This is a genomic window from Alteromonas sp. AWQ4_252, assembly GCF_056158205.1.
Window position 1 is genome coordinate 4,211,313 of record NZ_JBSWSV010000001.1, and the last position, 24,616, is coordinate 4,235,928.

19 protein-coding genes, 1 tRNA gene and 3 pseudogenes are annotated in these 24,616 nt (G+C 45.3%); 12 read left to right on the forward strand and 11 right to left on the reverse strand.

All coding sequences use genetic code 11. From position 1 onward, the window contains the following. The first annotated feature begins 11 nt into the window (after nt 1-11). Nucleotides 12-2,726 carry an ATP-binding protein gene (locus ACXACM_RS18505; RefSeq protein ID WP_474823597.1) on the forward strand — a complete coding sequence of 905 codons (2,715 nt, stop codon included), beginning with the start codon at nt 12-14 and terminating at the stop codon, nt 2,724-2,726. Nucleotides 2,727-2,797: 71 nt separating this feature from the next. On the opposite strand, the gene ACXACM_RS18510 is transcribed toward ACXACM_RS18505, so the two are convergent. The 3 genes from ACXACM_RS18510 to pepA are packed head-to-tail and all read right to left on the reverse strand — an operon-like array spanning nt 2,798 to nt 7,523. Continuing rightward, nucleotides 2,798-5,575, reverse strand: coding sequence for a valine--tRNA ligase (locus tag ACXACM_RS18510; protein ID WP_474823598.1), 2,778 nt, complete (start codon nt 5,573-5,575; stop codon nt 2,798-2,800). Nucleotides 5,576-5,583: 8 nt separating this feature from the next. Then, nucleotides 5,584-6,012, reverse strand: coding sequence for a DNA polymerase III subunit chi (locus ACXACM_RS18515; protein ID WP_474823599.1), 429 nt, complete (start codon nt 6,010-6,012; stop codon nt 5,584-5,586). Between the two features lie 5 nt (nt 6,013-6,017). Further along, nucleotides 6,018-7,523 (reverse strand): leucyl aminopeptidase, encoded by a 1,506-nt coding sequence (gene pepA / locus ACXACM_RS18520; RefSeq protein ID WP_474823601.1) that lies wholly within the window; start codon nt 7,521-7,523, stop codon nt 6,018-6,020. A 290-nt stretch (nt 7,524-7,813) separates the two neighbouring features. Here pepA and lptF point away from each other — a divergent pair, with 290 nt between their 5' ends. Beyond that, on the forward strand, nt 7,814-8,917 hold the full coding sequence (gene lptF, locus ACXACM_RS18525; protein WP_474823602.1) for an LPS export ABC transporter permease LptF: 1,104 nt from the start codon (nt 7,814-7,816) through the stop codon (nt 8,915-8,917). Next, entirely contained in the window at nt 8,918-9,979 is a 1,062-nt protein-coding gene (gene lptG, locus ACXACM_RS18530; RefSeq protein WP_474823604.1) for an LPS export ABC transporter permease LptG, read from the forward strand. Nucleotides 9,980-10,001: 22 nt separating this feature from the next. Here lptG and ACXACM_RS18535 read toward each other — a convergent pair whose 3' ends face one another. After that, nucleotides 10,002-10,478: an RDD family protein gene (locus ACXACM_RS18535; RefSeq protein WP_474824414.1), complete on the reverse strand. Its 477-nt coding sequence runs from the start codon at nt 10,476-10,478 to the stop codon at nt 10,002-10,004. 359 nt (nt 10,479-10,837) lie between these two features. On the opposite strand from ACXACM_RS18535, the gene ACXACM_RS18540 reads away from it, so the two are divergent. From ACXACM_RS18540 to ACXACM_RS18550, 3 genes are all read left to right on the forward strand, one after another. Beyond that, nucleotides 10,838-10,924, forward strand: a tRNA-Leu gene (locus ACXACM_RS18540). 301 nt (nt 10,925-11,225) lie between these two features. Continuing rightward, complete coding sequence (locus ACXACM_RS18545; protein ID WP_474823605.1) at nt 11,226-12,428, forward strand: PD-(D/E)XK nuclease family protein; 1,203 nt, start codon at nt 11,226-11,228, stop codon at nt 12,426-12,428. Nucleotides 12,429-12,477: 49 nt separating this feature from the next. Then, nucleotides 12,478-14,445, forward strand: a complete 1,968-nt coding sequence (locus tag ACXACM_RS18550; RefSeq protein ID WP_474823606.1) for a DUF2779 domain-containing protein — start codon at nt 12,478-12,480, stop codon at nt 14,443-14,445. Here the strand turns inward: ACXACM_RS18550 and ACXACM_RS18555 are convergent. The 3 genes from ACXACM_RS18555 to ACXACM_RS18565 all read right to left on the reverse strand — a co-directional run bounded on the left by ACXACM_RS18555 (nt 14,442) and on the right by ACXACM_RS18565 (nt 16,808). Continuing rightward, entirely contained in the window at nt 14,442-15,014 is a 573-nt protein-coding gene (locus tag ACXACM_RS18555) for a hypothetical protein (RefSeq protein WP_474823608.1), read from the reverse strand. The genes ACXACM_RS18550 and ACXACM_RS18555 overlap by 4 nt on opposite strands. Before the next feature lie 16 nt (nt 15,015-15,030). After that, on the reverse strand, nt 15,031-15,951 hold the full coding sequence (locus ACXACM_RS18560) for a metallophosphoesterase (RefSeq protein ID WP_474823609.1): 921 nt from the start codon (nt 15,949-15,951) through the stop codon (nt 15,031-15,033). A gap of 485 nt (nt 15,952-16,436) precedes the next feature. Then, nucleotides 16,437-16,808, reverse strand: coding sequence for a winged helix-turn-helix transcriptional regulator (locus tag ACXACM_RS18565; RefSeq protein ID WP_474823610.1), 372 nt, complete (start codon nt 16,806-16,808; stop codon nt 16,437-16,439). 143 nt (nt 16,809-16,951) lie between these two features. Here ACXACM_RS18565 and ACXACM_RS18570 point away from each other — a divergent pair, with 143 nt between their 5' ends. From ACXACM_RS18570 to ACXACM_RS18580, 3 genes are all read left to right on the forward strand, one after another. Continuing rightward, entirely contained in the window at nt 16,952-17,548 is a 597-nt protein-coding gene (locus ACXACM_RS18570) for an NAD(P)H-dependent oxidoreductase (RefSeq protein WP_474823611.1), read from the forward strand. Nucleotides 17,549-17,593: 45 nt separating this feature from the next. Continuing rightward, nucleotides 17,594-17,968: an MBL fold metallo-hydrolase gene (locus ACXACM_RS18575; protein WP_474823613.1), complete on the forward strand. Its 375-nt coding sequence runs from the start codon at nt 17,594-17,596 to the stop codon at nt 17,966-17,968. A gap of 88 nt (nt 17,969-18,056) precedes the next feature. Continuing rightward, the gene (locus tag ACXACM_RS18580; RefSeq protein ID WP_474823614.1) at nt 18,057-18,776 is read left to right on the forward strand and encodes a glutathione S-transferase family protein; all 720 of its coding nucleotides are present in this window, start codon (nt 18,057-18,059) and stop codon (nt 18,774-18,776) included. Between the two features lie 642 nt (nt 18,777-19,418). Here the strand turns inward: ACXACM_RS18580 and ACXACM_RS18585 are convergent. The 3 pseudogenes from ACXACM_RS18585 to ACXACM_RS18595 form a co-directional block, all read right to left on the reverse strand. Beyond that, a pseudogene (locus ACXACM_RS18585) lies at nt 19,419-19,621 on the reverse strand (IS3 family transposase); the annotation flags it as partial. Continuing rightward, nucleotides 19,621-19,737: pseudogene (locus ACXACM_RS18590) on the reverse strand (IS30 family transposase); the annotation flags it as partial. The pseudogenes ACXACM_RS18585 and ACXACM_RS18590, both read right to left, overlap by 1 nt. Nucleotides 19,738-19,804: 67 nt before the next feature. Then, a pseudogene (locus tag ACXACM_RS18595) lies at nt 19,805-20,068 on the reverse strand (transposase); the annotation flags it as partial. Nucleotides 20,069-20,475: 407 nt separating this feature from the next. On the opposite strand from ACXACM_RS18595, the gene ACXACM_RS18600 reads away from it, so the two are divergent. The 3 genes from ACXACM_RS18600 to ACXACM_RS18610 all read left to right on the forward strand — a co-directional run bounded on the left by ACXACM_RS18600 (nt 20,476) and on the right by ACXACM_RS18610 (nt 24,163). Then, nucleotides 20,476-22,614, forward strand: a complete 2,139-nt coding sequence (locus ACXACM_RS18600) for a TonB-dependent siderophore receptor (RefSeq protein ID WP_474823615.1) — start codon at nt 20,476-20,478, stop codon at nt 22,612-22,614. Nucleotides 22,615-22,745: 131 nt separating this feature from the next. After that, the gene (locus tag ACXACM_RS18605) at nt 22,746-23,228 is read left to right on the forward strand and encodes an Lrp/AsnC family transcriptional regulator (protein WP_474823617.1); all 483 of its coding nucleotides are present in this window, start codon (nt 22,746-22,748) and stop codon (nt 23,226-23,228) included. A 2-nt stretch (nt 23,229-23,230) separates the two neighbouring features. After that, nucleotides 23,231-24,163 (forward strand): 2-hydroxyacid dehydrogenase, encoded by a 933-nt coding sequence (locus ACXACM_RS18610; RefSeq protein WP_474823618.1) that lies wholly within the window; start codon nt 23,231-23,233, stop codon nt 24,161-24,163. 62 nt (nt 24,164-24,225) lie between these two features. On the opposite strand, the gene ACXACM_RS18615 is transcribed toward ACXACM_RS18610, so the two are convergent. Beyond that, nucleotides 24,226-24,582: a cupin domain-containing protein gene (locus tag ACXACM_RS18615; RefSeq protein ID WP_474823620.1), complete on the reverse strand. Its 357-nt coding sequence runs from the start codon at nt 24,580-24,582 to the stop codon at nt 24,226-24,228. Nucleotides 24,583-24,616: the final 34 nt, after the last annotated feature.

A 24,616-nucleotide genomic window follows, 5' to 3' on the forward strand; every position in this document is an offset into this window, starting at 1 on the left:
GGTGTTTTTATATGTTCCATTCTATACGCCTCCAACTCATTCTTGTTCTCATCGTTATGGTGACACTTATTCTAGTTCAGGGCTTTTTGGGTAGAACAAACGATAAAGTGTTAATTGAAGGCATGAATAATACCCGACAGGCTGTCACTGACGTTGGCCTGGTGGGTGAGTTGGAGCGAGATATTCTCGATCTTCAAAGAAATGTACTTATTTTCAAAGAAACCGCCAGTCAGTCTGCTGTCACCCGTTTCGAAAGATTAATGATCTCCATCACCGCAAAAATTGAATCACTGGAGCATTCCACACTTTCCTCTGCGTATAATTACGGTGATGAAGATACCCTTGAACGCATGCGCAATCACCTAGTCGCCTACAAAGAGAACTTTCATCAGGTAGTGAAGGCCCGACATAAACGAAATCAACTGTTAAATACGCAGGGGCAATTTACATTAGACAATATCGACAATTTACTTACTCAGGCGGCTCAAGAGGCACTGTTACCCGACAACACTATCGCCCGTCTAAAGTTACAATCGGCTAAGATGGAAAATTTAGCTCTGCGCTACTTAAACTCCCCGAGTCAGGAGACGGCAACCCAATTTCAAAGTACTGTTGTTGACGTACAGAGCATATTGCAGAATGAAAATGACGCAACACTGCAACGTATCAATCAGCAAGTAGAAGAATTGAATGACCGTTTCCGTCAACTTGCGCAAATCACGCAGAATAACCTTTTCCTGGTTAATGTAGTCATGGCAGGTTCGGCAAACGAATTTTTGTATCTCAGCCGGGAAATGGCAGATTTAGTTAATTCACAGACCAGTGCGGTAAATCGCTATACTCAGACAGCAGCACAAGAAGCCAGGCTGAACGGCGAAATCTATTCTGTCGTTGCCATATTACTTGCCATAACATTTGCAATTTTCACTGTAACGCGAATTCTCGGGCCCATACGCTCGATAACTAACGTGTTTAATCGCCTTGCACACGGTGACGATGTTGAGGTGTTACCAGAATTAAAACGTAAAGATGAAATTGGCAAACTTGCCAAAGCTGCGTCTGTATTCAAAGAGAAAAATGCACAAACGAAGAAACTTCTTGATGAAGCACAAACATTAAATAAACAACAGGAAAAGCTCAACAGTGAGCTGGCAGAATCAAAGATAAAAGCCGAGAGAGCGACTGCTTCAAAGAGTATGTTCCTTGCAAATATGAGCCACGAAATTCGCACGCCATTAAACGGTATTATTGGTTTGATGGAGCTGGCTCATCAGCAACCCATGTCAGCAATACTAAAAGATTATCTCGACAAGGCTTCTTACTCCAGCCAAATCCTATTGAATGTCATCAATGACATACTCGACTTTTCAAAAATTGAGGCCGGTAAGCTGGAGTTGGAAAAAGTCAGCTTTTCCATTCACTCCATTCTGGACAACCTGCTAGCCGTTACAAGTTTACGCGCCCAAGAAAAAAACCTCAGTGTAAGATTGGTGGTTGACCCATCACTACCGCCCAGGTTGACTGGTGATCCACTGCGAATGTCACAGATATTAATGAACATTTGTACTAATGCTGTGAAGTTTACCCAGCAAGGCACCATTGTTATTGATATTAAGAGTATGGTGAACCAAGCAGGTGACAGTGTTGTACTTCGTATTGAAGTGCAAGATACTGGTATTGGCATGACACAGGGACAAATCGATCGTATATTCCAGCCGTTTACTCAGGCAGATGGCTCTACAAACCGCAAGTTTGGCGGTTCGGGGTTGGGTTTAACTATCGTTAAACAATTGACGGAGTTGATGTCAGGCAAACTCAGAGTCAAATCAAAGCCCGATGAGGGGACCACCTTCGTTATTACTCTGCCTATGGGGCTAAGCCTTGGCCAGAAAGGCATGCTTGCGTCTACCCCCTCCCTTCCACTAGGTTCCGCCTACTTTTCAGACAAAGCGTTATTGCCCCCTGAATATATGGCTTTATTGAAATTAAAAACAGTTTGCCAACCTCTGGAAGCGCTGGAGAATGATGTAGGGGTACCGCCAGCCATTTTAGTAGAAATACCCACATTTAGCATGTTTAAGTCATTACTACCCACCTTAACAGTGTATGAACGTCAGGGTAGTATGGTGGGCATAGTGATGGAAACACAAACAGGGCAATTACAAGAAAAAGTCTTAAGTCAGTGGCGCGGCCCAATTCTGCTACACCCTTTTACTCCTGCGCAATTTAAGCAATTTGTGCATCACCTGACAGGAACCGAAGACAATGAAGTAATAGCAGAGGTTCCTGAAAATTCAGCTATGCTGGATGGTCATATTTTGTTGGTAGAGGACAACAATATTAATCAGGTAGTGACGGGTGAAATTCTCTCATCATTAGGGCTGACTTTTGATATTGCCGAAGATGGCCTGCAAGCCGTGACTAAACTTACGAACGCACCTGTCTATGACCTTATCCTTATGGACGTTCAAATGCCAATCATGGATGGGTATGAAGCCACTAAGAAAATCAGGGAAAATGGTTTTTCAGACCTTCCCATCATTGGCTTGTCGGCTAACGCTATGAAAGAAGATCGTCAGCAGGCGCTGAATTTAGGTATGACAGAATACCTTACCAAACCTTTAAAGCGCGGCGCTCTCGCCGCTATGCTGAGACGTTTTTTAAGCGCAGAGGCTAATGTTCATCCAATACGCACAAGCAAACGATCCAATAATCAAGGGCAGTAAGGCTGTATAGCACAAAAAAGGAGCATGATACGCTCCTTTTTTTTACTTCCTATTTGTTACTGACTAGCAACTTATAACGCACTTATCGTGGCATGCTGCTCTTTCAGCTTAGCGAGTGCCTTTTCGGCTTCATCCAATTTACCCCGTTCTTTTTCGATAACCGCTTCTGGCGCGTTGCTAACGAATTTCTCGTTCGACAACTTACCCTTTGTACGATTTACGTCTTGCTCTACTTTGCTCATAGCTTTAGCAATACGGGCTAATTCTGCGTCTTTGTCGATAAGCCCGGCCATTGGAATAAGGATTTCCATGTCACCCACTAGCGCGGTAGCACTGGCTGGCGCTTCTTCGCCATCGGCAAGTTGGGTAACAGACTCAAGCTTGGCAAGTTTATCAATAAACGGGGCTGCGAGATCCAGCCTGCGTTGATCGTCAGTGCTCACGTTGCGCAGCAAAGCATTTAACGGTTTATTCGGGGAAATATCCATTTCACCACGAATGTTACGTATGCCGATGATGAAGCGCTTCAACCATTCAATATCGGAAAGCACGCTGTCGTTTTCACGCTCAGCAAGGACCGAAGGGAATGGTTGGATCATGATACTGGTTTCACCTTCTGCCACACCTGCGTCACTTAACGGCGCAACACGCTGCCAGATAGTATCAGTGATAAATGGCATTAATGGGTGCAACAACCGCAGCAAGTGCTCAAGGACGTTTATAAGCGTATGGCGAGTACCGCGCTTTTCAGCCTCAGAACTGCTATCACTGTTTAAAACTGGCTTAGTCAGCTCGAGGTACCAATCACAGAACTGGTTCCATGTGAATTCATACACGGCCTGTGCGGCGATATCAAAACGATAGTCAGCCAGTGCTGTTTCGAACTCTTTCAGTGTTTGCTGGAACTGTGCCCACACCCATTTGTCGGCCAGACTAAGCACCATCTCACCACCGTCCCGGCCGGTATCTTCGGTTTCTGTATTCATCAACACGAAGCGAGATGCATTCCAAATTTTGTTACAGAAGTTGCGATAACCTTCAACCCGGCCCATGTCGAAATTGATATCCCGACTCGTGGACGCCATCGCAGCAAAGGTAAATCTCAGGGCATCGGTACCGTAAGCGTTGATGCCATCCGGGAACTGCTTGCGAGTATTTTTTTCGATTTTCTTGGCTAATTGGGGCTGCATCATGCCTGATGTGCGCTTAGTAACCAAAGATTCAAGATCAATTCCGTCAATCAGATCGATAGGATCGAGTACGTTGCCTTTAGATTTAGACATCTTATCGCCGTTTTCATCGCGAATAAGACCGGTGATGTAGATATCTTTAAAAGGGATCTTGCCAGTGAACTTCTTCGTCATCATTATCATTCTGGCTACCCAGAAGAAAATGATATCAAAGCCTGTTACCAATACAGAAGACGGTACAAAGGTTTCCAAATCCGGTGTTTCTTCTGGCCATCCCATAGTGGCAAAGGGCCACAATGCCGACGAGAACCAGGTATCCAATACGTCATCATCCTGCCTAAGCTCAATGGCTTCATCGAGCTTGTAGCGAGTGCGAACTTCCGCTTCGTCGCGAGCAACATACACTTTGCCCTCATTGTCGTACCACGCAGGGACACGATGTCCCCACCACAGCTGACGAGAGATACACCAATCCTGGATGTTATTCATCCACTGATAATAGGTTTTGTTCCAGTTTTCCGGGATAAAGCGAATTTCTCCGCTTTGCACAGCGTCAATGGCCGGTTTGGCTAAAGACTCTACGGCTACATACCACTGGTCGGTAAGATAGGGTTCGATAACTGCCCCGGTGCGATCGCCACGTGGTACTTTAAGTTTGTGGTCAGCCACTTTTACCAGTAAACCCTGGGCGTCCAGATCGGCAACAATTTGTTTGCGCGCGTCGAAACGATCCAGACCGCGATAAGCCTCTGGTGCTTCGTCGTTAATTTTCGCATCTGCAGTTAATACGTTAATCATAGGTAAGCTATGACGCTTACCCATGTCGTAATCGTTGAAATCGTGTGCAGGGGTTATTTTTACGCACCCGGTACCAAATTCCGGGTCGACATAGTCGTCGGCAATAATGGGAATTAGACGGCCTGTAATCGGTAGTCTTATATCCTTGCCAATTAGAGACTGATAACGTTCATCGTCAGGATGCACGGCAACAGCGGTATCTCCAAGCATGGTTTCCGGTCGGGTTGTCGCAACAACGATATCCCCAGAGCCATCAGCGAGGGGGTAACGCATGTGCCACATGTGCCCCGCTTCTTCCTCGTTAAGTACTTCGAGGTCAGACACCGCTGTATGTAGTACCGGGTCCCAGTTAACTAAACGTTTCCCGCGATAAATTAACCCTTCTTCGTGCAAACGCACAAAAACTTCTGTAACGGCCTGGGACAAGTTATCGTCCATGGTGAAGACTTCCCGATCCCAGTCGGTAGAGGTGCCCAAACGACGCATCTGCTTCGTTATGGTACCACCGGATTCTTCCTTCCATTCCCAGACTTTGTCAATAAACGCCTCGCGGCCTAAATCGTGACGATTCTTACCTTCGGCATTCAACCGGCGCTCTACTACCATTTGCGTGGCAATACCGGCGTGGTCTGTCCCAACCTGCCAAAGGGTATTGTCACCCTTCATTCGATGATAGCGGGTCAGGGCGTCCATTATGGTTTGCTGGAAGCCATGCCCCATGTGCAGGCTACCGGTTACATTGGGGGGGGGCAGTAAAATGCAATACGGGTCACCGCTGCCAGAAGGCTTAAAATATCCCGCCGCTTCCCATTTTTCGTAACACTGCTTTTCAATGGACTGTGGTTCAAAGGTTTTATCCATACTTACTCTCAAGTGTCAGCAGACTGAAACTGCAAGTGACAGCCAGCCTGTTGATATTGTTTATAACGAACTCGTGCTGCTTGCTTTGCTTCATCAGCAGCAGGCACGAAATCGAAGATAGTTTGATACGCTTGGGGAGACGTTAACATCTTCCCACTGAGGTTGACGATAAGGTTGCGACGTGACAACTGATTTTCCTGCCAACATATTTCTACCGGCGTCCCCATGCCTGGCCCTTCACCCGCAAGGTTATGGGGCACAAAGCGATCAGCCGGTAGCTGCCAGAGCAACTCGTCAACCATTTCCGCTGAAGTTTTGTCGGCACAATACACAATGCACTTTTGTTTGTTGGAAAACGCGTCGGCCACCAAGTGGCAGGTGCGGTTTTCCGCGGCATGTGCTTCGTCAGCCAGTTGCCAGAACGTCACCTGAGGCATTTAGCTCAATCCTCTTGCTTAATACCAGAGCGGTTCATTAAAAATTGGGACAACATAGGGACCGGTCGTCCTGTTGCGCCTTTATTTTTACCACTGCGCCACGCCGTACCGGCGATATCCATATGTGCCCAGTTGTATTTTTTAGTAAACCGAGACAAGAAACACGCAGCTGTAATAGAGCCCGCAGCACGGCCACCTAAGTTGGTGAAATCAGCAAATGGGCTGTCCAGTTGCTCTTGATACTCATCCCAAACCGGCAATCTCCACGCCCTGTCAGAACTTTGCTCTGATGCATTTAATAATTCATGTGCTAATGGGTTATGGGTGCTCATCAATCCGGTTGCATGGCTGCCAAGGGCAACAATACAGGCCCCGGTGAGGGTTGCTACGTCAATCACCAATTCCGGTTCGAAACGTTCCACGTATGTTAAGGCATCACAAAGCACCAAACGCCCTTCAGCATCTGTATTCAACACTTCTACCGTCTGCCCGGACATGGTGGTGAGAATATCACCTGGGCGATAAGCTTTACCGTCTGGCATATTTTCACATCCGGCGAGTACACCAATAACGTTTACAGGAAGATTCAATTCAGCCACAGTTTGCATGGTGCCAAGTACACCGGCGGCGCCGCCCATGTCGTACTTCATTTCATCCATACCTTCGCCCGGTTTAATGGAAATGCCGCCAGAATCGAAGGTAAGGCCTTTCCCCACCAGTACAATGGGTGCCTGGCCTTCAGGCCCACCATTATGGTGAATAATACTCATGAGCGATTCATTGTCTGAGCCACGGCCAACAGCCAGGTATGAATTCATTCCTAGCTCTGCCATTTTTTCTTCGTTCACCACTTCCGCAGAGATGGAATCGTAGCTTGCTGCTAATGCCTGCGCTTGCTCCCACAAATACGCGGGATTACAAATGTTAGGCGGCATGTTAGCCACGTCTTTAGTGAGACTTGCGCCCTTCGATACCGCCAGACCGTGTTCAATGGCCCGCTCACCTACGGTAAGCTCTCTTCTGGTTGGTACGTTGAATACTATTTTGCGCAAGGGACGGCGGGGTTCGCCCTTTTTGGTTTTCAACTGCAGGAAGGTGTAAAGGGAATCCTGAGTGGCTTCTACAGCCTGACGCACTTTCCAGTAAGTATCACGGCCTTTGACATGTAACTCGGTTAAAAAGCACACGGCTTCCATTGAGCCGGTTTCATTCAGCGTAGTGATTGTTTTAGCGATGATTTGCTTATACTGACGTTCATCAAGTTCGCGCTCTTTGCCGCAACCTACCAATAAAACTCGTTCGCTAAGCACATTTGGCACATGGTGTAGCAGTAACATCTGTCCTGCTTTGCCTTCGAGATCACCCCGTCGCAGCAAATTGCTGATATAGCCTTCACTGATTTCATCCAGTTGCTCTGCTACCGCGGTCAGGCGACGTGGCTCAAAAACGCCCACAACAATACAGGCACTACGTTGCTTCTCAGGGCTTCCACTTTTTACATTAAATTCCACGATATCACCTCGCTGTTTTTATCTTGTGATTTGCATGACGATAAATTCGCATAACGTTTTGCGCTGCTTTGTGTTTTAATACGCAGCCATAAGGCAATATAAGTCTGCGTTCGACGCTTTCTGTCGTTAGACCGGTTAACATCGGTAAACGATGATAGTCAAACCGGATAAATCGCGCCGTTTTCATGCAATCGGGTTATTGATATACAGGCAAAACTTGTAAAAACAGTTAGTTTACTCAAAATTGTGCGCATTTTCACTATAAATCCAATTTTTCCAGAGGTGCCGGAATGCTGATATTCCGTTATCTGATAAAGGAAACACTGAAGTCGCAGATGGCCGTCTTTTTCATTTTGATGGCCATCTTCGTAACGCTGCGTTTCGTGCGTGTATTAGGCGATGCTTCAGACGGGGATATTCCCGCCGGACTCGTACTGGGTTTCCTGGGCTTGTACGCCCCTATTCTTTCTTCACTGGTACTGCCCATCAGTGCGTATCTTGGCATATTACTGGCCCATGGTCGCCTGTACGTCGATTCAGAAATGACAGTAATGAAAGCCTGCGGTGTCAGTGAATGGTATGTTACTAGAGTTATGCTATTGCTATCGGTAGTAATAATGCTACTGACTGGGTTTATCACCCTTTACTTAGCGCCTTCAGCAGCTGAAAGTGAGTACCAACTACGCGAAAAAGCCAGAAGTGAAGCAGGCTTTTCAGCAATTATGCCCGGAAGGTTCACGCAAACAGGTAATGAAAAAGCCGTTATATTTGTGCAGGACGTCGACAGCAAAAATGATGAGCTAAAACGGGTTTTCCTGTCGCAAAATCAACAGGAAGGAACTGAAGATCGCGTTCGGGTGGTGCAGGCGCAAACTGGTCACATTCAAAATAATCCTGATGGCACACGCAACCTGGTGCTGCGGGAAGGCGTACAATATGAAGGCACGCAAACCGAGATGGAATATCGCAAAATTGCCTTTGACGAATACCAGATACAAATAGCCGACGAAGCGCAGGATGAACCGCGCAGAAAAGTCAGTGTATTACCAACCAACGAACTCTGGCTGGACGATTCCATTGAAGCCAGAGCAGAGCTTCAATGGCGCATTGCCATTCCACTTTCCATTCCCTTTTTGGTGTTAATTGCGGTACCCCTTAGCTCGGTAGATCCCCGCCAGGGACGATTCGGTAAAATGTTCCCAGCTATACTTTTGTACCTTGGTTATTTTCTCTTACTTCTTGCAAGTCGGCGTGTACTGGAAGATGGTAAAATTCCTATCCAGCTAGGCTTGTGGTGGGTGCATGGCATCATGCTGGTAATTGGCATAACGCTAATTGTGCGTGACAGGCGAATCGGCACAGAGTTACGTGCTCGTTTACTGAGGAGAAAATAAATGTTTCGCATCCTCGATTTATACGTTGCCCGCACACTGTTGAGTACTGTCACCGTAACCTTGTCGGTGTTAATTGGCCTGTCTGCGTTAATTAAGTTCGTCGAGCAACTAAGAAAACTGGGCGAAGGTAACTACGACATGACTGTTGCAGGGCTGTACGTATTACTTAGCTTACCGAGAGACTTAGAACAGTTTTTCCCCATGGCTACCCTGCTCGGCGGGCTCATCGGTATGGGTCTGCTGGCAAGTAACAGTGAACTTGTGATCATGCAGGCCGCGGGGTTGAGTCGCTGGAACATTATCAATTCCGCCATGAAATCAGCGGTGGTCATGATTCTATTTGTTATGGCGGTAGGCGAATGGGTAACGCCTTACAGCGAATCTAAGGCCAAAGAAATCAGAACCGAAGCGATTTCCGGTGGTAGCCTTTTTTCATCGGATGAACTCACCTGGGCCAAAGACGGTGAGCACTTTGTAAGTATCGGTCAAGTAGTAACAAGGGAGTCCCTCCGGGATATCAGCATTTTTGATTTCAATAATGATCTCACGCTGAGCACCTTAACGTTTGCCAGAGAAGGCCACTTCGACGGCGAAGCATGGTGGCTGGAAGACGTATCGGTGACCCGTTTTTCAGATACCGAGATCTCGGTACTCGAACAACCCCGACAACAATGGAACTCAACCCTGACCCCGGATAAGCTGGGCATCGTGGCCATTAAACCAGAAGCCCTGTCTATCCAGGGCCTCTATGAATATGTTCAGTACCGACAAGGCAATGGCCAGGACAGCTCCCGTTATGAGCTGGCTTTCTGGCGCAAGCTATTGCAGCCCGTTTCCATAGCAGTAATGTTGCTCATGGCCCTGTCTTTTATTTTTGGGCCTCTGCGCAGCGTAACCATGGGAGCCCGCGTGATAATGGGCGTATTAACAGGCTTTGGTTTCTTCATCACGAATGAAGTGTTCGGACCGTTAAGCCTGGTGTATTCACTACCGCCTTTTGTGGGCGCATTACTGCCCAGTTTGCTCTTCGCGGGTGTTGCTGCGCTGCTATTGAGAAGGTAACCGAGGTTTAGGACACACGCTTCTACCAACTTTTGTGGTCATTTGCTTCTTTTGTTAATTGCAGGACTTCGGTGTTAGCCACCCTGTCCTGCAGTGATTGCTTATGTTTAACGTCGAACAATACCAGCAAAGTGCCAAGCCCGCCCAAGGACGCCACTAAGCGCAGTACTAACCTGCCCCACCCCATGGGCACTTCCACCGTACTGTAAATGCGAAGTCGCCACGCCCGCATGCCAATAGTTTGCCCGCCATTTTTCCAAAACCATAAAAAGAAGCCAACAATCCATAACCCTACCCAAATCTGGATTAAGGTTTTATACAAAAAAGAATGCTGAATAAGGGCTGAAGGATCGTCATACCCCTGTAAATCCAATATGCCGTTGCTGAGAAGTACAACAAGCACAACAATCATAACCATGGCAGCGCACATCCCTACTGCGATGGCAACCAGTGTGTCGTATACCATGGCGAGCAAGCGGCGAACAAACCCCGCGCGCATTGCTGGCCCTTGAGTTTCTCCTGGCTGCTCTTCCGTCCGTTTTTTATTATGTTTCTTACTGCGCACTGCTACTTTCGCCATGTTTCTCTCATCACATCAAAGTGCCAAGAAATGAAGCTGCAAACCAATGTTTCATCATGGCAATCTCATATTTTTGTTATCGATAGACTAGCACACCCTAAATGGAAGCGGCATGCCGGGTAAAATTATCACTTAAAAATGTTTGGATATACGCCTTCGACCTCACGGTTGAATATTCTTTGTTCAAGTAACCCGTCAAAGTGCATTTTTACGTAAAAAAAACTTGTCAGAGTGCCGCGTATCGCTATAATGCACCACTCATCGACACCACGTCGAATGCCAGTGTGATGGAATTGGTAGACATGACGGATTCAAAATCCGTTGCCTTTGCGGGCGTGGCGGTTCAAGTCCGCCCACTGGTACCACTCTTCCTTTGCGGAAGAAAAAATAAACTGATGTAATATCGTTTTTTTGTATTCATTGCTCCCACCTTCCGGAATTAGTCTTATCCTACAGACTTTTTACGTTTTCATATAAGTCAATCAAATGCTCAATCGAAAGATCTAGGAACGGCTCATTCATAAATGAATTTGTCCACCTCCCTAAACTGAGACATATAATACGCCGAACACCCAAACCATACTTTAGTATAAAAACAAAAGTTGAGTAAAACTCACTATGTTTATACGTTGAGTGTAAACGTATTTAATTAAAAAGGGATTTATATTGAATATCTTCAGTGTTCTGCAACGTGGCAATTCATCTGTCCGAGAAGTCACCCTCACCGCGTGGCTGTCTTACCTACTCGATAGCAATGAAGATCATGGTCTGTCAGACCGCTTTTTCCGTTACTTTGTCGGAGAGCTAAATAGCCAGATAAACAGCGATTTTTTAACAGATTATCTGCACGAAAAAAGCAAAAAATATAATTACATCGTCGGTGTAGAACAGGACATATCAGAGAAACAGGACAACTCTTCAAAAGTTGACATTAGAATTGCCATTACTGAAATTGACGGTCAAGGAAAGGAAGCGCTAAAGGATGAAACTTTAATATTGTATATCGAAAATAAGGTATCGCCTGATAGCGCCGGTAATAATCAGTTGTTAAGATATCTTGAGTGCTTGGAAAATGAAAACGCCAAACACAAAGCACTGTGTTACCTTACTCCGGATGAAAAAATAGCCGGAGGTAAATTAAGACAAGAATTCAATGTAATAACCGATCCTGCCGCAAAATCATCTATCTCTACTTGTTGGCTCAAATGGAAAAACTTTGAAGAACAACAGTGTGGCACAGTACTGAAGATGTTAAGAGACTTGTTGGCCGAAGAAAGTTGTGGGCAAATTTCTCCTATAACGGACTACATTAGACACACTATCAAAGCGATGTGTTTCTTCATTGATGACAACGATAATTTCAATGAAAAACCAAGGTCAATTAGAAAACCTCCCGCCAATCTTGATGATTACCGAAGAAGAATTGAAAAATACGATCTTGACAACAAAGTCATGGCACTGATTGAAGCACTCAGATCAGAAATTGAGAATTCCCTTCTACTCGGCAATATTCCTTATGAATTTCTCTTAGACTTAAACACATATCAAGATGCCCGATTTATACAATTTGATTTTTTTGCCAAAGCTATCAGCGCGCATTTCAAAATACGCTTCTCCGTCTCCATTGACAGTAAAAACCATCATACGAACATTGCCATTAATAGCCTGACAAACGCAAAGGGTGATAAAGACAAGCTTGAAGTAGTCAACGACAATGTGAAAACACTGGAATTAAAAAGAAGTGGCAGTTGGTATTTAAGAACAGCGAGTAATAGTGGGAAGCCCTTGGCGTTTCACAGTGAATTAATTACTATTTTTCTGGAATATCTAAAAGAGCTCCGCGCGCTAGACCACTATATTGAATGTTAGAGCTGTTGTGCTGCAAACATATAGAGATGTTGAATTAAGGAAAAAATAAATGACAGGACGCTACCTCACCAAGTCTCGCTTCAAGCTAGCAACAGAATGCCCGACTAAGCTCTTCTATACCAACAAAAAAGAGTACGTTAATAAGTCACTTGATGACCTCTTCATGGAAGCTCTTGCCGAAGGGGGATATCAGGTCGGCGAGCTAGCAAAGTCTGCTTACCCTGGTGGTGACGAAGTTGGATCATTAGATTACAAGCAGGCTTTAGCCAAAACCAACGAATTACTTGCTCAGGATTCCGTAGTCATATTTGAAGCGGCGGTTAAGTTTGAGAACTTGTTTATCCGTGTCGACATCCTCGTCAAGCAAGGCAATCACTTTGAGTTGATTGAAGTAAAAGCTAAGTCTTACAGCGCAATGAAAGACAAAGACTTTCTAAATACTTCTGGCAAGGTTGATAGCAAATGGAAGCCTTATATTTTTGATGCCGCGTTTCAGCGTTATGTTGTTAAGCGTGCATTCCCGCAATCGACTGTTGATACTTACTTAATGTTGGTAGACAAATCAGCTACCTGCCCTACCGATGGTTTAAACCAGAAATTCAAGATTGTTCGGGACGCGCACTCTCGCAAAGGCATTCAGGTTTCCAATGCCCTTACTGACGATGATTTAGCAACGCCATTGTTAACGCGGGTTAACGTTAACAATGCTATTCAGGTCGCTTTAGAAAGTGACTTACAGCACGGCTTCCCAGCCCATAGTTTTGAACAAAACATTTCTGCACTCGCTGACTATTATGAACGTGATGAAAAAATAGCCCCAGTTATTGGCAAGAAATGTAAAAACTGTGAGTTTTATCTGCATCATAATGAAGTCACGCCAGAAAAGCGCAGCGGATTTCACGAATGCTGGAAAGAACAACTCCATTGGAGTGATGCCGACTTTGATGAGCCAACGGTTCTGGATATCTGGAGTTTCCGTAAAGTGGATTCTTTAATCAATGATGGAGTTATTAAAGTTGCCGATTTAACTAAAGAGATGGTGGGTTTGGCTGAATCTTCTGAACCAGCGTTAAATACGACTGAAAGGCAGTGGCTACAGATCGAAAAAATTCAAAACAAAGATTCTTCTATCTATATTGATGAAGACTCGCTTAAAGCAGAAATGGCCTCCTGGACCTACCCACTCCATTTTATTGATTTTGAAACCAGCGCAGTGGCCATTCCTTTTTTTGCTGGTATGGCCCCTTATGAAGGGGTTGCATTTCAGTTTTCCCACCACAAAGTTTTTGAGGACGGCCGCGTTGATCATGCTGGAGAGTTTCTGTCTGCCACGCCGGGAGAGTTTCCTAACTTTGAGTTCGTGCGGGCGCTCAAAGCACAGTTAGAAACAGATAACGGTACGATCTTTCGCTATTCCAATCATGAGAACAGTTACCTCAACATGCTACACGAACAGCTGGAACAAAGTAGTGAACCAGATGCTGCGGAGCTTCAGGGATTTATCGAGAACATCACACACTCGTCGTCTAGTTCATCTAAAAGCTGGTGCGGTGAACGGGATATGGTCGACTTATGGGTACTGGTTAAAAAGTACTTTTACGATCCCGCTATGAAAGGCTCTAATTCAATTAAAGCGGTATTGCCTACAATCTTAAACAGCTCGCAATACCTAAAGCAAAAGTACAGCTCTCCGATTTACGGTAGTAGCGAAATTCCCAGCCATAACTTTAGTCAGCATACCTGGGTACAATTCACAGCGGACGGTGACGTTATTGATCCCTATAAAAGCTTACCCAAACTCTTTTCTGACGTCACAGAAGAAGTTGAGGAACTGATATCTGACGCCGATGAACTCAACAACGGTGGGCTCGCACAAACTGCTTATGCAAAAATGCAGTTTACACAAATGAGCGACTACGAACGTGACGAGCTGCGCAATGGACTATTGAAGTATTGTGAGCTTGATACGCTTGCCATGGTGATGATTTATGAGGGCTGGCGCGAAATGATTCGCTAGAGATAATCGCGCAATACGAGTTCTTTACCACCAAGACTCACCGTGACCTTCTCACCCAGCCCTGGCAATAACTCAAACTCAACTGAGACACCGTCGCCGCGAACTTCAAAAGAAAATTGCTCTAGCCATGCAAAATACTTTTCGATTTCATCATGGGATAAGGACAGTGACTTCTTGAGTGAAACAGTTGAGTCAAGTTTATCCATATCTAGCGCATCCCAATCAGCGACTTCTCCAGTGTCACTGGTATCAATCTCAATCACTGCATGGCCAGCATAATAGTTTGTATCATTAACTATTGATAATAACAGTTGTGCTACCGCCTTATCATGCTGTTCATTTTTGGCACAGGCCATATGCTCAGTCGCCAATTTACCGAGATATGCAGTAAGCTCTGAACAATCATCACGCTGATAACTTAGCCTGAATACCTCAGCCACATAAGAATCATACTCGGACTTAGGCCAGTTAGAATTGGACAAGTTAAGCGGATCCCACTTATAAAATAATATGTCGCTGATTCTGGTTTGTAATTCTTCAGGTATATCTGCCATATTCGTTTGATTCACGTTCAATTCCTTTTAGCTAATTTGACCTAACAAAGTTCCTGGCCATTAATTCAGATTCACCAGACCAGCGATAGGCCACCAAATCGCCACCTTTAGCAACACTGTAGTCCGTACAGGCGACTTTATCGGTTTGCGGTACGCACTCACCCTGCATCCAATAATGACCAAAGAACACTGGTTTATCGGAATCATAGGTATAAACGTCTTCTACCAGCATATCTGGCAATGTATCCAAACTAGCAGGCGGAATGCTAAGTGCCAAATTCCTATAAGTAGGGATATCTTCTGCCCACCACTTTACCCGAATAGCTGTTCTTTTTTTCTTACCTGAATCTAAAAAAGAAAAGCCATCGGGTAACTTCACTTCTGGTGATTTCACAACATCCTCTATGAGGCGAAAATGGGCGTGTTCAGGCCGGGAGGCAGTTACAAACACATCATCCGGAATGGTATTATCCTCATTTAAGATTTCTTTTAGCTGAACAATGGCAGGCTGATGCCAGCAAGCATGGACGACTCTGATATGTTCTAAGTCCAGATACACCGGCAATGTTTTAAACCATTCAATAGCATCTGTATGTTGCTGACTATCTAGCGGGAACTCATTCAGAAAAGCTTGATGTTGCTTGTAGTTACCATCATTGTGCTTTCGTAGATATTGCCCCGGATTAGCTGGATCCGGAATAGCATAACAAATTGCATTGAACTCATGGTTCCCCATAATCGCAAGCCCATTTCCTGCATCAGTCATGGCTTTCACAATGGCGATGACTTCAGCTTGTTCCGGGCCCCGATCAATGTAATCACCAACAAAAATAGCGATGCGTGACTCATGTTGATAACAACCATTTCTTTCAACATAACCCAGCTTAACCAAAAGTTGCCTGAGTTTGGACGCATGTCCATGAACGTCACCAATGATGTCGTAATAATCCATTATTAGCACCCTACGGGAAAATTTAGCTTACCAGTAGAATATACCAAAACCGTTGAATCAGATATTAACGATAAGAGTGATGTTCGAGACATTGGTATCTATGATACATCGAGTGCCAACCGGAACTCATGCAAAGAATTTGCAAAGCGTCTTTTAAACATCTTAACCAATTGAATATAAGAAACTATTTAAGACCCTAACTTTTCAAAATCCGTTGCCTTTGCGGGCGTGGCGGTTCAAGTCCGCCCACTGGTACCATTCTTCCCTTTAGGGGAAAACAATAAACCGACGGAAGTCGGTTTTTTTTTGTCTGGATTTCAGGCTCCACACCGCAAATTTATCGGGAGAACAAACGAAACGTGGACACCCAATAATGTAACAATAAGGAATTTCGTCCATAAGATTATCGACTTACTGACTCATATTATTCGGCATTTATAAAACTACACTTCATGAAATATCTGAAGTTAAAAGCCAATCGAAAACTATTTAGTGTTTATCTGCACATCATGAGTTTCAGACCAAACCCTCAGTTCATCTAATATGTGCAACGCTGTTCGCCCGAATTCGGTCAGCTCATAAGTGACAGCAACCGGCCTATCATTGATGACCTTCCGTAACACCATGCCTTCGTCTTCAAGCTCTTTGAGCCTTTGATCAACCATCTTTTTACTTGCACCACCCAGCATTCGCGCGAGATCGTTAAACCTAACCGGCTCATCCTTAAGATGATAAATAATTGAGCCTTTCCATTTTCCACCGATTAAACGCATGCCCTTTTCTATCGCGCAAGGTTCCATACACGCGTTATAAACTTTTTTTCTTCCTTTACTGTCTGTTTTTACTGAGCTTTCCAAAAAGAACCTCCCATTTTTACCAGGTTACCAAAAGTATACTAATTGATTAAGGTTTAGAGGTTACTAAAATATACCACATGAAGTTGAGTGAGAAAACACTCTTACTACCGTTAGAGACCTCAAACCAAGTTAGGAGATTTTCAATGAGCACCACACGTTCTCGCAATGTACTAATCATTAACGCTCACCAGTATTACCCATTCTCAGAAGGTAAGTTAAATGCTGCTTTCGTTGATAAGGCTATTACTCTGCTTGAAGGCAAAGGCTATAACACCCGACTAGTAACCATGGCAGAAGAATATGATGTGGATGAACAGTTAGCACATCATCAATGGGCGGACATAGTCATCCTTCAGACACCGTGTAACTGGATGGGGGTACCCTGGTCATTCAAAAAATACATGGATGAAGTGTACACCGCGGGAATGGGCGGCGCTATGTGTAAGGGCGACGGTCGAAACGAGGATGCTCGAAAAGAAAATTATGGCATGGGTGGCACCTTAACGGATGTTAAATACATGATGTCTATCACCTTTAATGCGCCTGAAGAATCATTCAACGATAGTGATGAGTTTTTTGAAGGCAAATCTGTCGACGATTTGATGTTCCCAATGCATATGAACTTTAAGTTCTTTGGCATGCAACCACTGGAAACCTTTGCCAGCTTCGACGTGATGAAAAACGCAGACGTTGAAAATGATTTCAAACGTTTTGAAGCCCACATCAACAAACACTTTTAACCAAGTTTTAAAGCGGCGTCTTTGAAAAACGTCTGAGGAGTTTTTATGTCTATTTTACGTGCCATATTGAAATCCGCACTGTTTTTATTAATAGCAGCGACTGTCAGTACTCATGCTCACGAGCAACATGACCCCGGACACATTGCTTCACCGGAACAGTATGAATTGTTGCTCGAAAATGAACGAGCCCTGGTTTTAAAAATGGTGTTAAAGCCGGGCGAAAGTGATTCGTTTCACCGTCACAACACCGAAACGGTTTATTTTGAAAAAGGCAGCAAGTTAAAAATTGAAACGCTTGGTGGCGAGCCGATTGCAGCTGATGTTCCTGACGGTCATGTCATGTGGCATGAGGCGTGGACCCACAGAGTGACAAATCTTGGTGAGCAGACGGCTATCGCCATTATTGTAGAAGAAAAATAGCGGAGTTTTTTCAATGTTATTTACTGATCATTCTGAGGCACTGCTTTGGCACGTTATTGCATACTGATACGCGAAGGAGACTACGACAATGAGTTCACAAAAAGATATACACGTGTACACAGCATCTACAATGAATGGCTGGAAACCTGTTGTTTTTCTTGAAGAAGCGGGGGTCGAATACGATTTAACGCACATCGACTTTTCGAAGAACGAGCAAAAAGCGCCGGACTACGTGAAGCTCAACCCAAATGGCCGCATCCCTACCATAGTAGATCGCTCCAACAACGACTTTGTTGTTTTCGAATCAGGGGCCATTCTTTGGTACCTGGCTGAGAAGTACGGGAAATTTCTTCCATCCGCCCCTAATGAGAAATCGAGAACACTACAGTGGCTGATGTTCCAAATGGGCGGTGTCGGACCAATGATGGGCCAGGCAATGTATTTCCAGCGTATAGCGGCTAAAAACGGCAATGAAGATCCGTTCGCTATTAAACGTTACGTTGATGAAAGTCGACGACTGATGGAAGTCCTGAATACGCACTTGGAAGGTAAAGACTTTCTGGTAAACAACGAATACACCATCGCAGATATGGCGACCTACACATGGGCACGCGCCTATTATTGGGCGAATGTCAGTGTTGATGGTTTGCCTCACTTGCAAGCCTGGTTCGACAGAATTGACGAGAGGCCTGCCACACAACGTGCTCTTGAAATTCCAAAGCCGTTTTGGGCTTTCTTTGGGAAAGGCGATGTGGAAGCGCAAGAGCGTGAAAACGCAGAACGCTTCAAAAAGGATGTGAGGAAGTAGAGGAAAACATTACTACTTGCAAAGAATTTGCAAAATGTCTTTTTATGCTTTTAGGATATTGATTTAATGCACTAAAAATAGACGTGATATTTTCAAAATCCGTTGCTAGTGATAGCGTGGCGGTTCAAGTCCGCCCACTGGGGCCATCTCTTCTAACGAAGAAGATATTAAAACCGACTTCGAGTCGGTTTTTTTGTGTCTTGAAAGAAAGCTCTTCCTAAAAAAATCAATGCTGCTCTAGTTTAGAAGAACCGGTGAGTACGCAATTTAAGTAATGTTCTGCTTAACTTAAATTGCGGACCTATTTTAATAACATGTATAACCACATCGGCTTCAGTTGTTAATTTGGCTCATCGAACACCAAACTCTGTCGAGCTATAGTAAACCAGCCAGCGTAAGTGTGTAGGTAATGTTAATCGTCATTAACATGAGGGGTTTACGCAAAATATTTAAAAAATAACGCACCAAATTGATGCTTTCAAAATACATTAACTGCTCGACCTGTATAAATATCAAACAAAGCAATTGAGCAAACATTAACTTTATGTATAATTATTGTGCTAATGAAAGGAAGTGGTTGCAGTATAATCAAATACAATTCAAGGATGATTTTATGTGCTACAAACTCTCTTTATTTACTATTCTAATCTCGTTAGGCTGATAACGATAGACCGAATCGCTAATGCCAACAGCGCGACAAGCAAGCCGTAAACTGGCACCATGCTGCTCTCGCGCATAGTCGACCAACTCACGCTTTATCGCTGGCTTTACAGCTTTTTTTCGACGATATCTTTCAGTATTCGATGTTCCAGGCTTAAATCTGCAAGCATTGCTTTAAGTCGTCGGTACCTGGAGCAGCATCTATCACTTTGCCAATATCGCTAAAACCAATGCCTTGCTTCCATAAATCAAAGACTAGGTCTTTCTCTTCTTGTGAAAATGTTCGCTTTGCTCGTTTCATCAAATGTATCCACGCAAATCAGTATTTTAGTCAAACTGTTGCTTTGTTCATTTGAATCTACAGTAGCTTTTTTTAATATGGTCTTTTCCCTTTCCAGGCGATTTACGCGTGCTTCTAGTTCTTGTAAACGCTGCTGCTCTGGGGTCAACGCTTTGGATTTGGGTGTACTGCCGCCGCGCTCTGCTTCAAGTTGCCCAACCCACTTGCGAAGAGTATTTTCATGTACATCTACTGCGCGATTAGCTTCGGCCATACTGTAACCCTGATTAACTATCAGGCCGGCTGAATCACGTTTGAATTCCGGACTGACTGATCGTCTTTGTCTTTTCATTGAACACCTCGATATTAGGTGTAATGCTTCCACTTAAAATGATGCGCGGGTTTAGCCTGCCAATACATACGTCCTCCCTCTTATTGCTATCCTCAACTACTTCGTAGCCGACACAGTAGTCATCTTCTCATTACTCCAGCTATGATAGTCTTATCGTCCAGGTTTAAACTTGTTCAATTCTCATCCAAAAACAGTGTTTAGCAGAATATGCCGCATTGAACCTACGCTTAAAACTTTTAACTGCTGTGATGACCTTTTTCAGCGCAATTTCAGGGGTACGATAGCCTTATACTAATTGTGGAAGAATTATCCACCAACAATAAGAAGCTTTAATTACATTAAATAAAATATGCTCAGAGGATAATGCTTTTGCCGTTGACCAGTGAACTAATTGGAGAGAACGCACCATGTTAAACAGAAGAATTCTGACACGTTCAGTGCTTGCCAGCGCTGTGACAGTCGCCCTTTCATCTACAGTCAACGCACAAACATCAGAGAATCAGGAAGATGTCGAGCAAATAGAAGTGGTACAACAGCGTCAGGCTTACCGTGGTGATGTGCCACTTAAATCCATGCCACAGAATATTGATGTGGTGAGTGCAGAGTTGCTTGACGATCTAGGCGTCAACGATTTCCAGAATGCGCTGGATTTTACCAGCGGCATTGCCAGACAAAATAGCTTCGGCGGCATGTGGGACAGTTTTGCCATCCGGGGCTTTGCCGGAGATGAGAACCTGCCCGGTGGCTACCTGGTAAACGGTTTCAGCGCGGGTCGTGGCTATAGCGGTCGCCGCGAAACTTCCAACATCCAGTCTATCGAAGTGATTAAAGGCCCTGGTTCTGCGCTGTTCGGCCGCAGTGAACCCGGTGGTACCATTAACATAATCACAAAGAAACCGCAGTTTTACGAAGAAGGTTACATTCAGGCGACGATAGGCAGCTATGATCTTTACCGTGTAGAAGGTGATTATACTAACGCTGTCACTCAGGATCTCGCTTTTCGGGTGAACGGTGCCTACGAAGATGCAGGCAGCTTCCGCGATACGGTGGAAACCAATAAGATTTCTATCAGCCCATCATTCCGTTACAACTTCTCCAACGATACCAGCCTGATTTATGAGCTGGAATATCTGGACCAGGAACTCCCGTTTGACCGCGGTATCATCGTTACCGATTATGAATTTGGCGATGTGCCTATTGAAGTTTATTACGGTGAGCCGGCTGATGGTCCGACCGAAATTGATGCTACCGGCCACCAGCTTACCTTTCAGCATAAGCTGAATGACGAGTGGAATTTTCTGGCGGGCCTGAGCTACCGGGAATCCGGCTTCGAGGGCTATTCTACAGAGGTGGAACTCGGTGGACGTCAGCTGGTTACAGAAGAAGGCTTTGAAGAAACGGTTAATCGCCGTCGTTTGTACCGTAACTACGAAAGTGAAGACCTGGCCGGTCGACTGGAATTCAGCGGTACGGTGGATTTAGCAGGTATGGCTCACCACCTGTTAATCGGTGCTGATGCCTATGAATATACCCTTGATATCACACAGGACCGCTGGCGGGTCGCATGGGGTGTGAACGACACCACTTATGCGGTAAATAAGTATAATCCGGTTTACGGTCAGGAACTGCCCGCTTTGTCCCCGGTTCGTTTTGATACCGAAGATCAGTCATCCGTGGGTATTTACTTTCAGGATCAAATCGACGTTACTGAAAAATTCAAAATTCAGGGCGGCATCCGCTTTGACGACTACGAACAGGACTTTGAGTCTTATCTCTCCGGCCTGATTACCAGTCAATCACAAACCGCCACCAGCCCGCGTGTTGGTCTGGTTTATGAAGCCAATGACTTGTATACCCTTTATGCAAGCTACTCTGAAGGCTTCCGCCCGAATTCTGGCTCAAACTTTGATGGTGAGACGTTTGAACCGGAAGAAAGTAAGTCTTATGAAGCCGGGGTGAAGTTCAGCACCGCTGATGAAGGTATTACCGGTACTGTCGCTTTCTTCCGCGCAGAAAAATCTAACGTACTGGCCGCAGATCCTAATCCAGAGCACTCAGGTTTCTCTGACACCATTGGTGAAGCTGAGAGCCAGGGTGTTGAAGTTGATTTGACCGCCATGCTTGGTGAAGACACCATGCTGACGGTGGCGTACGCTTTTGTCGATGCCAAAACATCGAATGCCATCGTGAATGCTGACTGGGGGGTGGAGATCCCGGAGGGGACGCAATTGCTTAACATTCCGGAAAACAAACTGAATGTAACGGCAGTTCATTACCTTAACATTGCGGGTAAAGACGCTAAACTGGGCGCGAGCCTGACTTACGTGGATGACCGTCCAGGTGAACTGATCGACCCTGACTATGTGCTGCCGTCTTATACTACGGTACGGATTTTCGGCTCGGTAAATATTACGAATGATCTCAGCATCAATGCTGATATCGAGAACCTGTTTGACGAAGAGTATTACGCCAGTTCTTACTCTGCGATGTGGACCATGCCGGGTAATCCTCGTCAGGCTAAGCTGAGTGTGAAATACGCGTTTTAATACGTAAAGCCGGGCCATCTGGTCCGGCTTCTTCCTATTTCCTTGTTGCTGAGGGTAAAAAGATGCATGTTTTACCCGATAACGGTAATGTGAAGAAAAATGCAGTATAAGAGGAATTCAACGTGCCTGACATGAAACTAGATCGAATTGATATAAATATCCTGGCCGAGCTTCAGAAAAATGGCCGTATCACAAACACCGACCTGGCCGATGCCGTTGCTCTGTCACCCAGTCCTTGTCTGGCCCGCGTCAAACGTCTGGAGAAGGCGGGTTATATTACCAGTTACAATGCTAAAATTGCATTGGAGCAACTCGGCGAAACTGCCACAGTATTCACCGAAGTCACTTTGACTGATCATCACATGGAAGATTTTGCAAAATTTGAGCGCAATATCCGCACTATTGACGAAGTCATTGAATGCCACCTTATTAGTGGTGGTTATGATTACCTGCTGAAGTTTGTCACCCGCGGTATTACCCATTACCAAACACTGATGGAAGAAATTCTTGAGAAAGATTTCGGTATAGCCAAGTATTTCAGCTATATCGTGCTGAAGTCACCAATAGAAAAGCTTCATTACCCCCTTAATACCTTATTTAAGCCGGAAAAATAATTGTGTCGCTAACCCTCATTTATAAAGGACCTGCTGCGCGGGGGGAATGCTGGCAACAAGCCGTTGCCGAAGCGCTTCCTGACGTGCGCTGGCATATCTGGCCAGATGTGCCGGCTCCCGAAGCAGTCGATGGCTTTATAACCTGGACGCTGCCGGAGAACTACCAGTCACTTCTGCCTAACCTGAAGACTATTTTCTCCGTTGGTGCCGGTGTTGATCAGTTCGCCCCCGCATCTCTTTCTCCTGACATCAGGCTGGTTCGTATGATTGACCCGTCTATAGCCACCCAGATGCAAACCTATGTGCTGACAGCCGTAATGATGCTGCACCGTGAGCAGTTCCGCTATCAGCGTCAGGCAGCACAATCTCTGTGGCAGGCTCATCCGGTTAAATTACCCCACGAATGTACGATCACCGTGATGGGGTTAGGCACCCTTGGGCGCAGCGTAGCCACTCTGCTCAGGCAAATCGGCTTTACTGTTCAGGGCTGGAGTCGCAGTGAAAAGTCCATTGAGGGAGTGACGACACAATATGGCGAGGAGGGTCTGAAGGCGCTGCTTCCGGGCACGGATATTCTGATTTCGCTGTTACCGCTGACCGAAGATACCCGTGGTATCCTCAACCAGACACTTCTGAGCCAGCTCCCTAAAGGCGCCGCGGTGATTAATGCAGGCCGGGGTGAGCAACTCGTTAATGATGACTTGCTTTATCTGCTGGATGCAGGACACCTCAGTGAAGCGGTGCTCGATGTGTTTGACGAAGAGCCATTACCGCCCAACCATGCGTTCTGGGACCACCCTAATGTGCACGTGACACCGCATACCGCAACCGTCACCCGTAATGATACCGCAGCAACCCGCCTTGTTGAGAATCTCCGTTTATGGCTTAACAATGAAAAAATGGTTGGAGAAGTAGATAAAACGCGAGGTTACTAAACCAGATATAAAAACACCGGCGGCCAGAACACTGAGCGCCGGTGTTTTTTTATTAATATTGATCAATCATATACACACACATACACTTTTTTGTATTTTTCAATAGTGCGCCAGGTACCATGAAAGCCTTCCTGCATTAAAAACGTATCGCCGGCTTTATAAGTTACCGTATCTCCGCCATCTTCCGTTAGTTCTACCAATCCTTCAATCATATAGCAGAACTCGAAAAAGCCTTTTTTCACCGAACGGTTTACGCTGGGCTCACAGGTCATTACGCCAACTTTAATTTTGTCATTTCCGGCTGCAACGTGCGCCCACTTTTCTAACAGCGGATTACCCTCCAGCAAAATTTCTGGATTAGCATAGCTTTCTGAAGGGGCTTCAGCAGGATGCTGAACAACAGTTTGTAAACGACTCATGATGATTAAACACTCCGGATATAGAAAGAAAGCA

Bases quoted from the DNA above. Each gene is read 5' to 3' on its own strand.
- ACXACM_RS18580 (WP_474823614.1), top strand. From the start codon at position 18,057: ATGAGTTCACAAAAAGATATACACGTGTACACAGCATCTACAATGAAT.
- ACXACM_RS18600 (WP_474823615.1), top strand. From the start codon at position 20,476: ATGTTAAACAGAAGAATTCTGACACGTTCAGTGCTTGCCAGCGCTGTG.
- ACXACM_RS18560 (WP_474823609.1), bottom strand. From the start codon at position 15,951: ATGGATTATTACGACATCATTGGTGACGTTCATGGACATGCGTCCAAA.
- ACXACM_RS18505 (WP_474823597.1), top strand. From the start codon at position 12: ATGTTCCATTCTATACGCCTCCAACTCATTCTTGTTCTCATCGTTATG.
- lptF (WP_474823602.1), top strand. From the start codon at position 7,814: ATGCTGATATTCCGTTATCTGATAAAGGAAACACTGAAGTCGCAGATG.
- ACXACM_RS18510 (WP_474823598.1), bottom strand. From the start codon at position 5,575: ATGGATAAAACCTTTGAACCACAGTCCATTGAAAAGCAGTGTTACGAA.
- ACXACM_RS18550 (WP_474823606.1), top strand. From the start codon at position 12,478: ATGACAGGACGCTACCTCACCAAGTCTCGCTTCAAGCTAGCAACAGAA.
- lptG (WP_474823604.1), top strand. From the start codon at position 8,918: ATGTTTCGCATCCTCGATTTATACGTTGCCCGCACACTGTTGAGTACT.
- ACXACM_RS18615 (WP_474823620.1), bottom strand. From the start codon at position 24,582: ATGAGTCGTTTACAAACTGTTGTTCAGCATCCTGCTGAAGCCCCTTCA.
- ACXACM_RS18570 (WP_474823611.1), top strand. From the start codon at position 16,952: ATGAGCACCACACGTTCTCGCAATGTACTAATCATTAACGCTCACCAG.
- ACXACM_RS18515 (WP_474823599.1), bottom strand. From the start codon at position 6,012: ATGCCTCAGGTGACGTTCTGGCAACTGGCTGACGAAGCACATGCCGCG.
- ACXACM_RS18605 (WP_474823617.1), top strand. From the start codon at position 22,746: ATGAAACTAGATCGAATTGATATAAATATCCTGGCCGAGCTTCAGAAA.
- ACXACM_RS18575 (WP_474823613.1), top strand. From the start codon at position 17,594: ATGTCTATTTTACGTGCCATATTGAAATCCGCACTGTTTTTATTAATA.
- ACXACM_RS18535 (WP_474824414.1), bottom strand. From the start codon at position 10,478: ATGCGCGCGGGGTTTGTTCGCCGCTTGCTCGCCATGGTATACGACACA.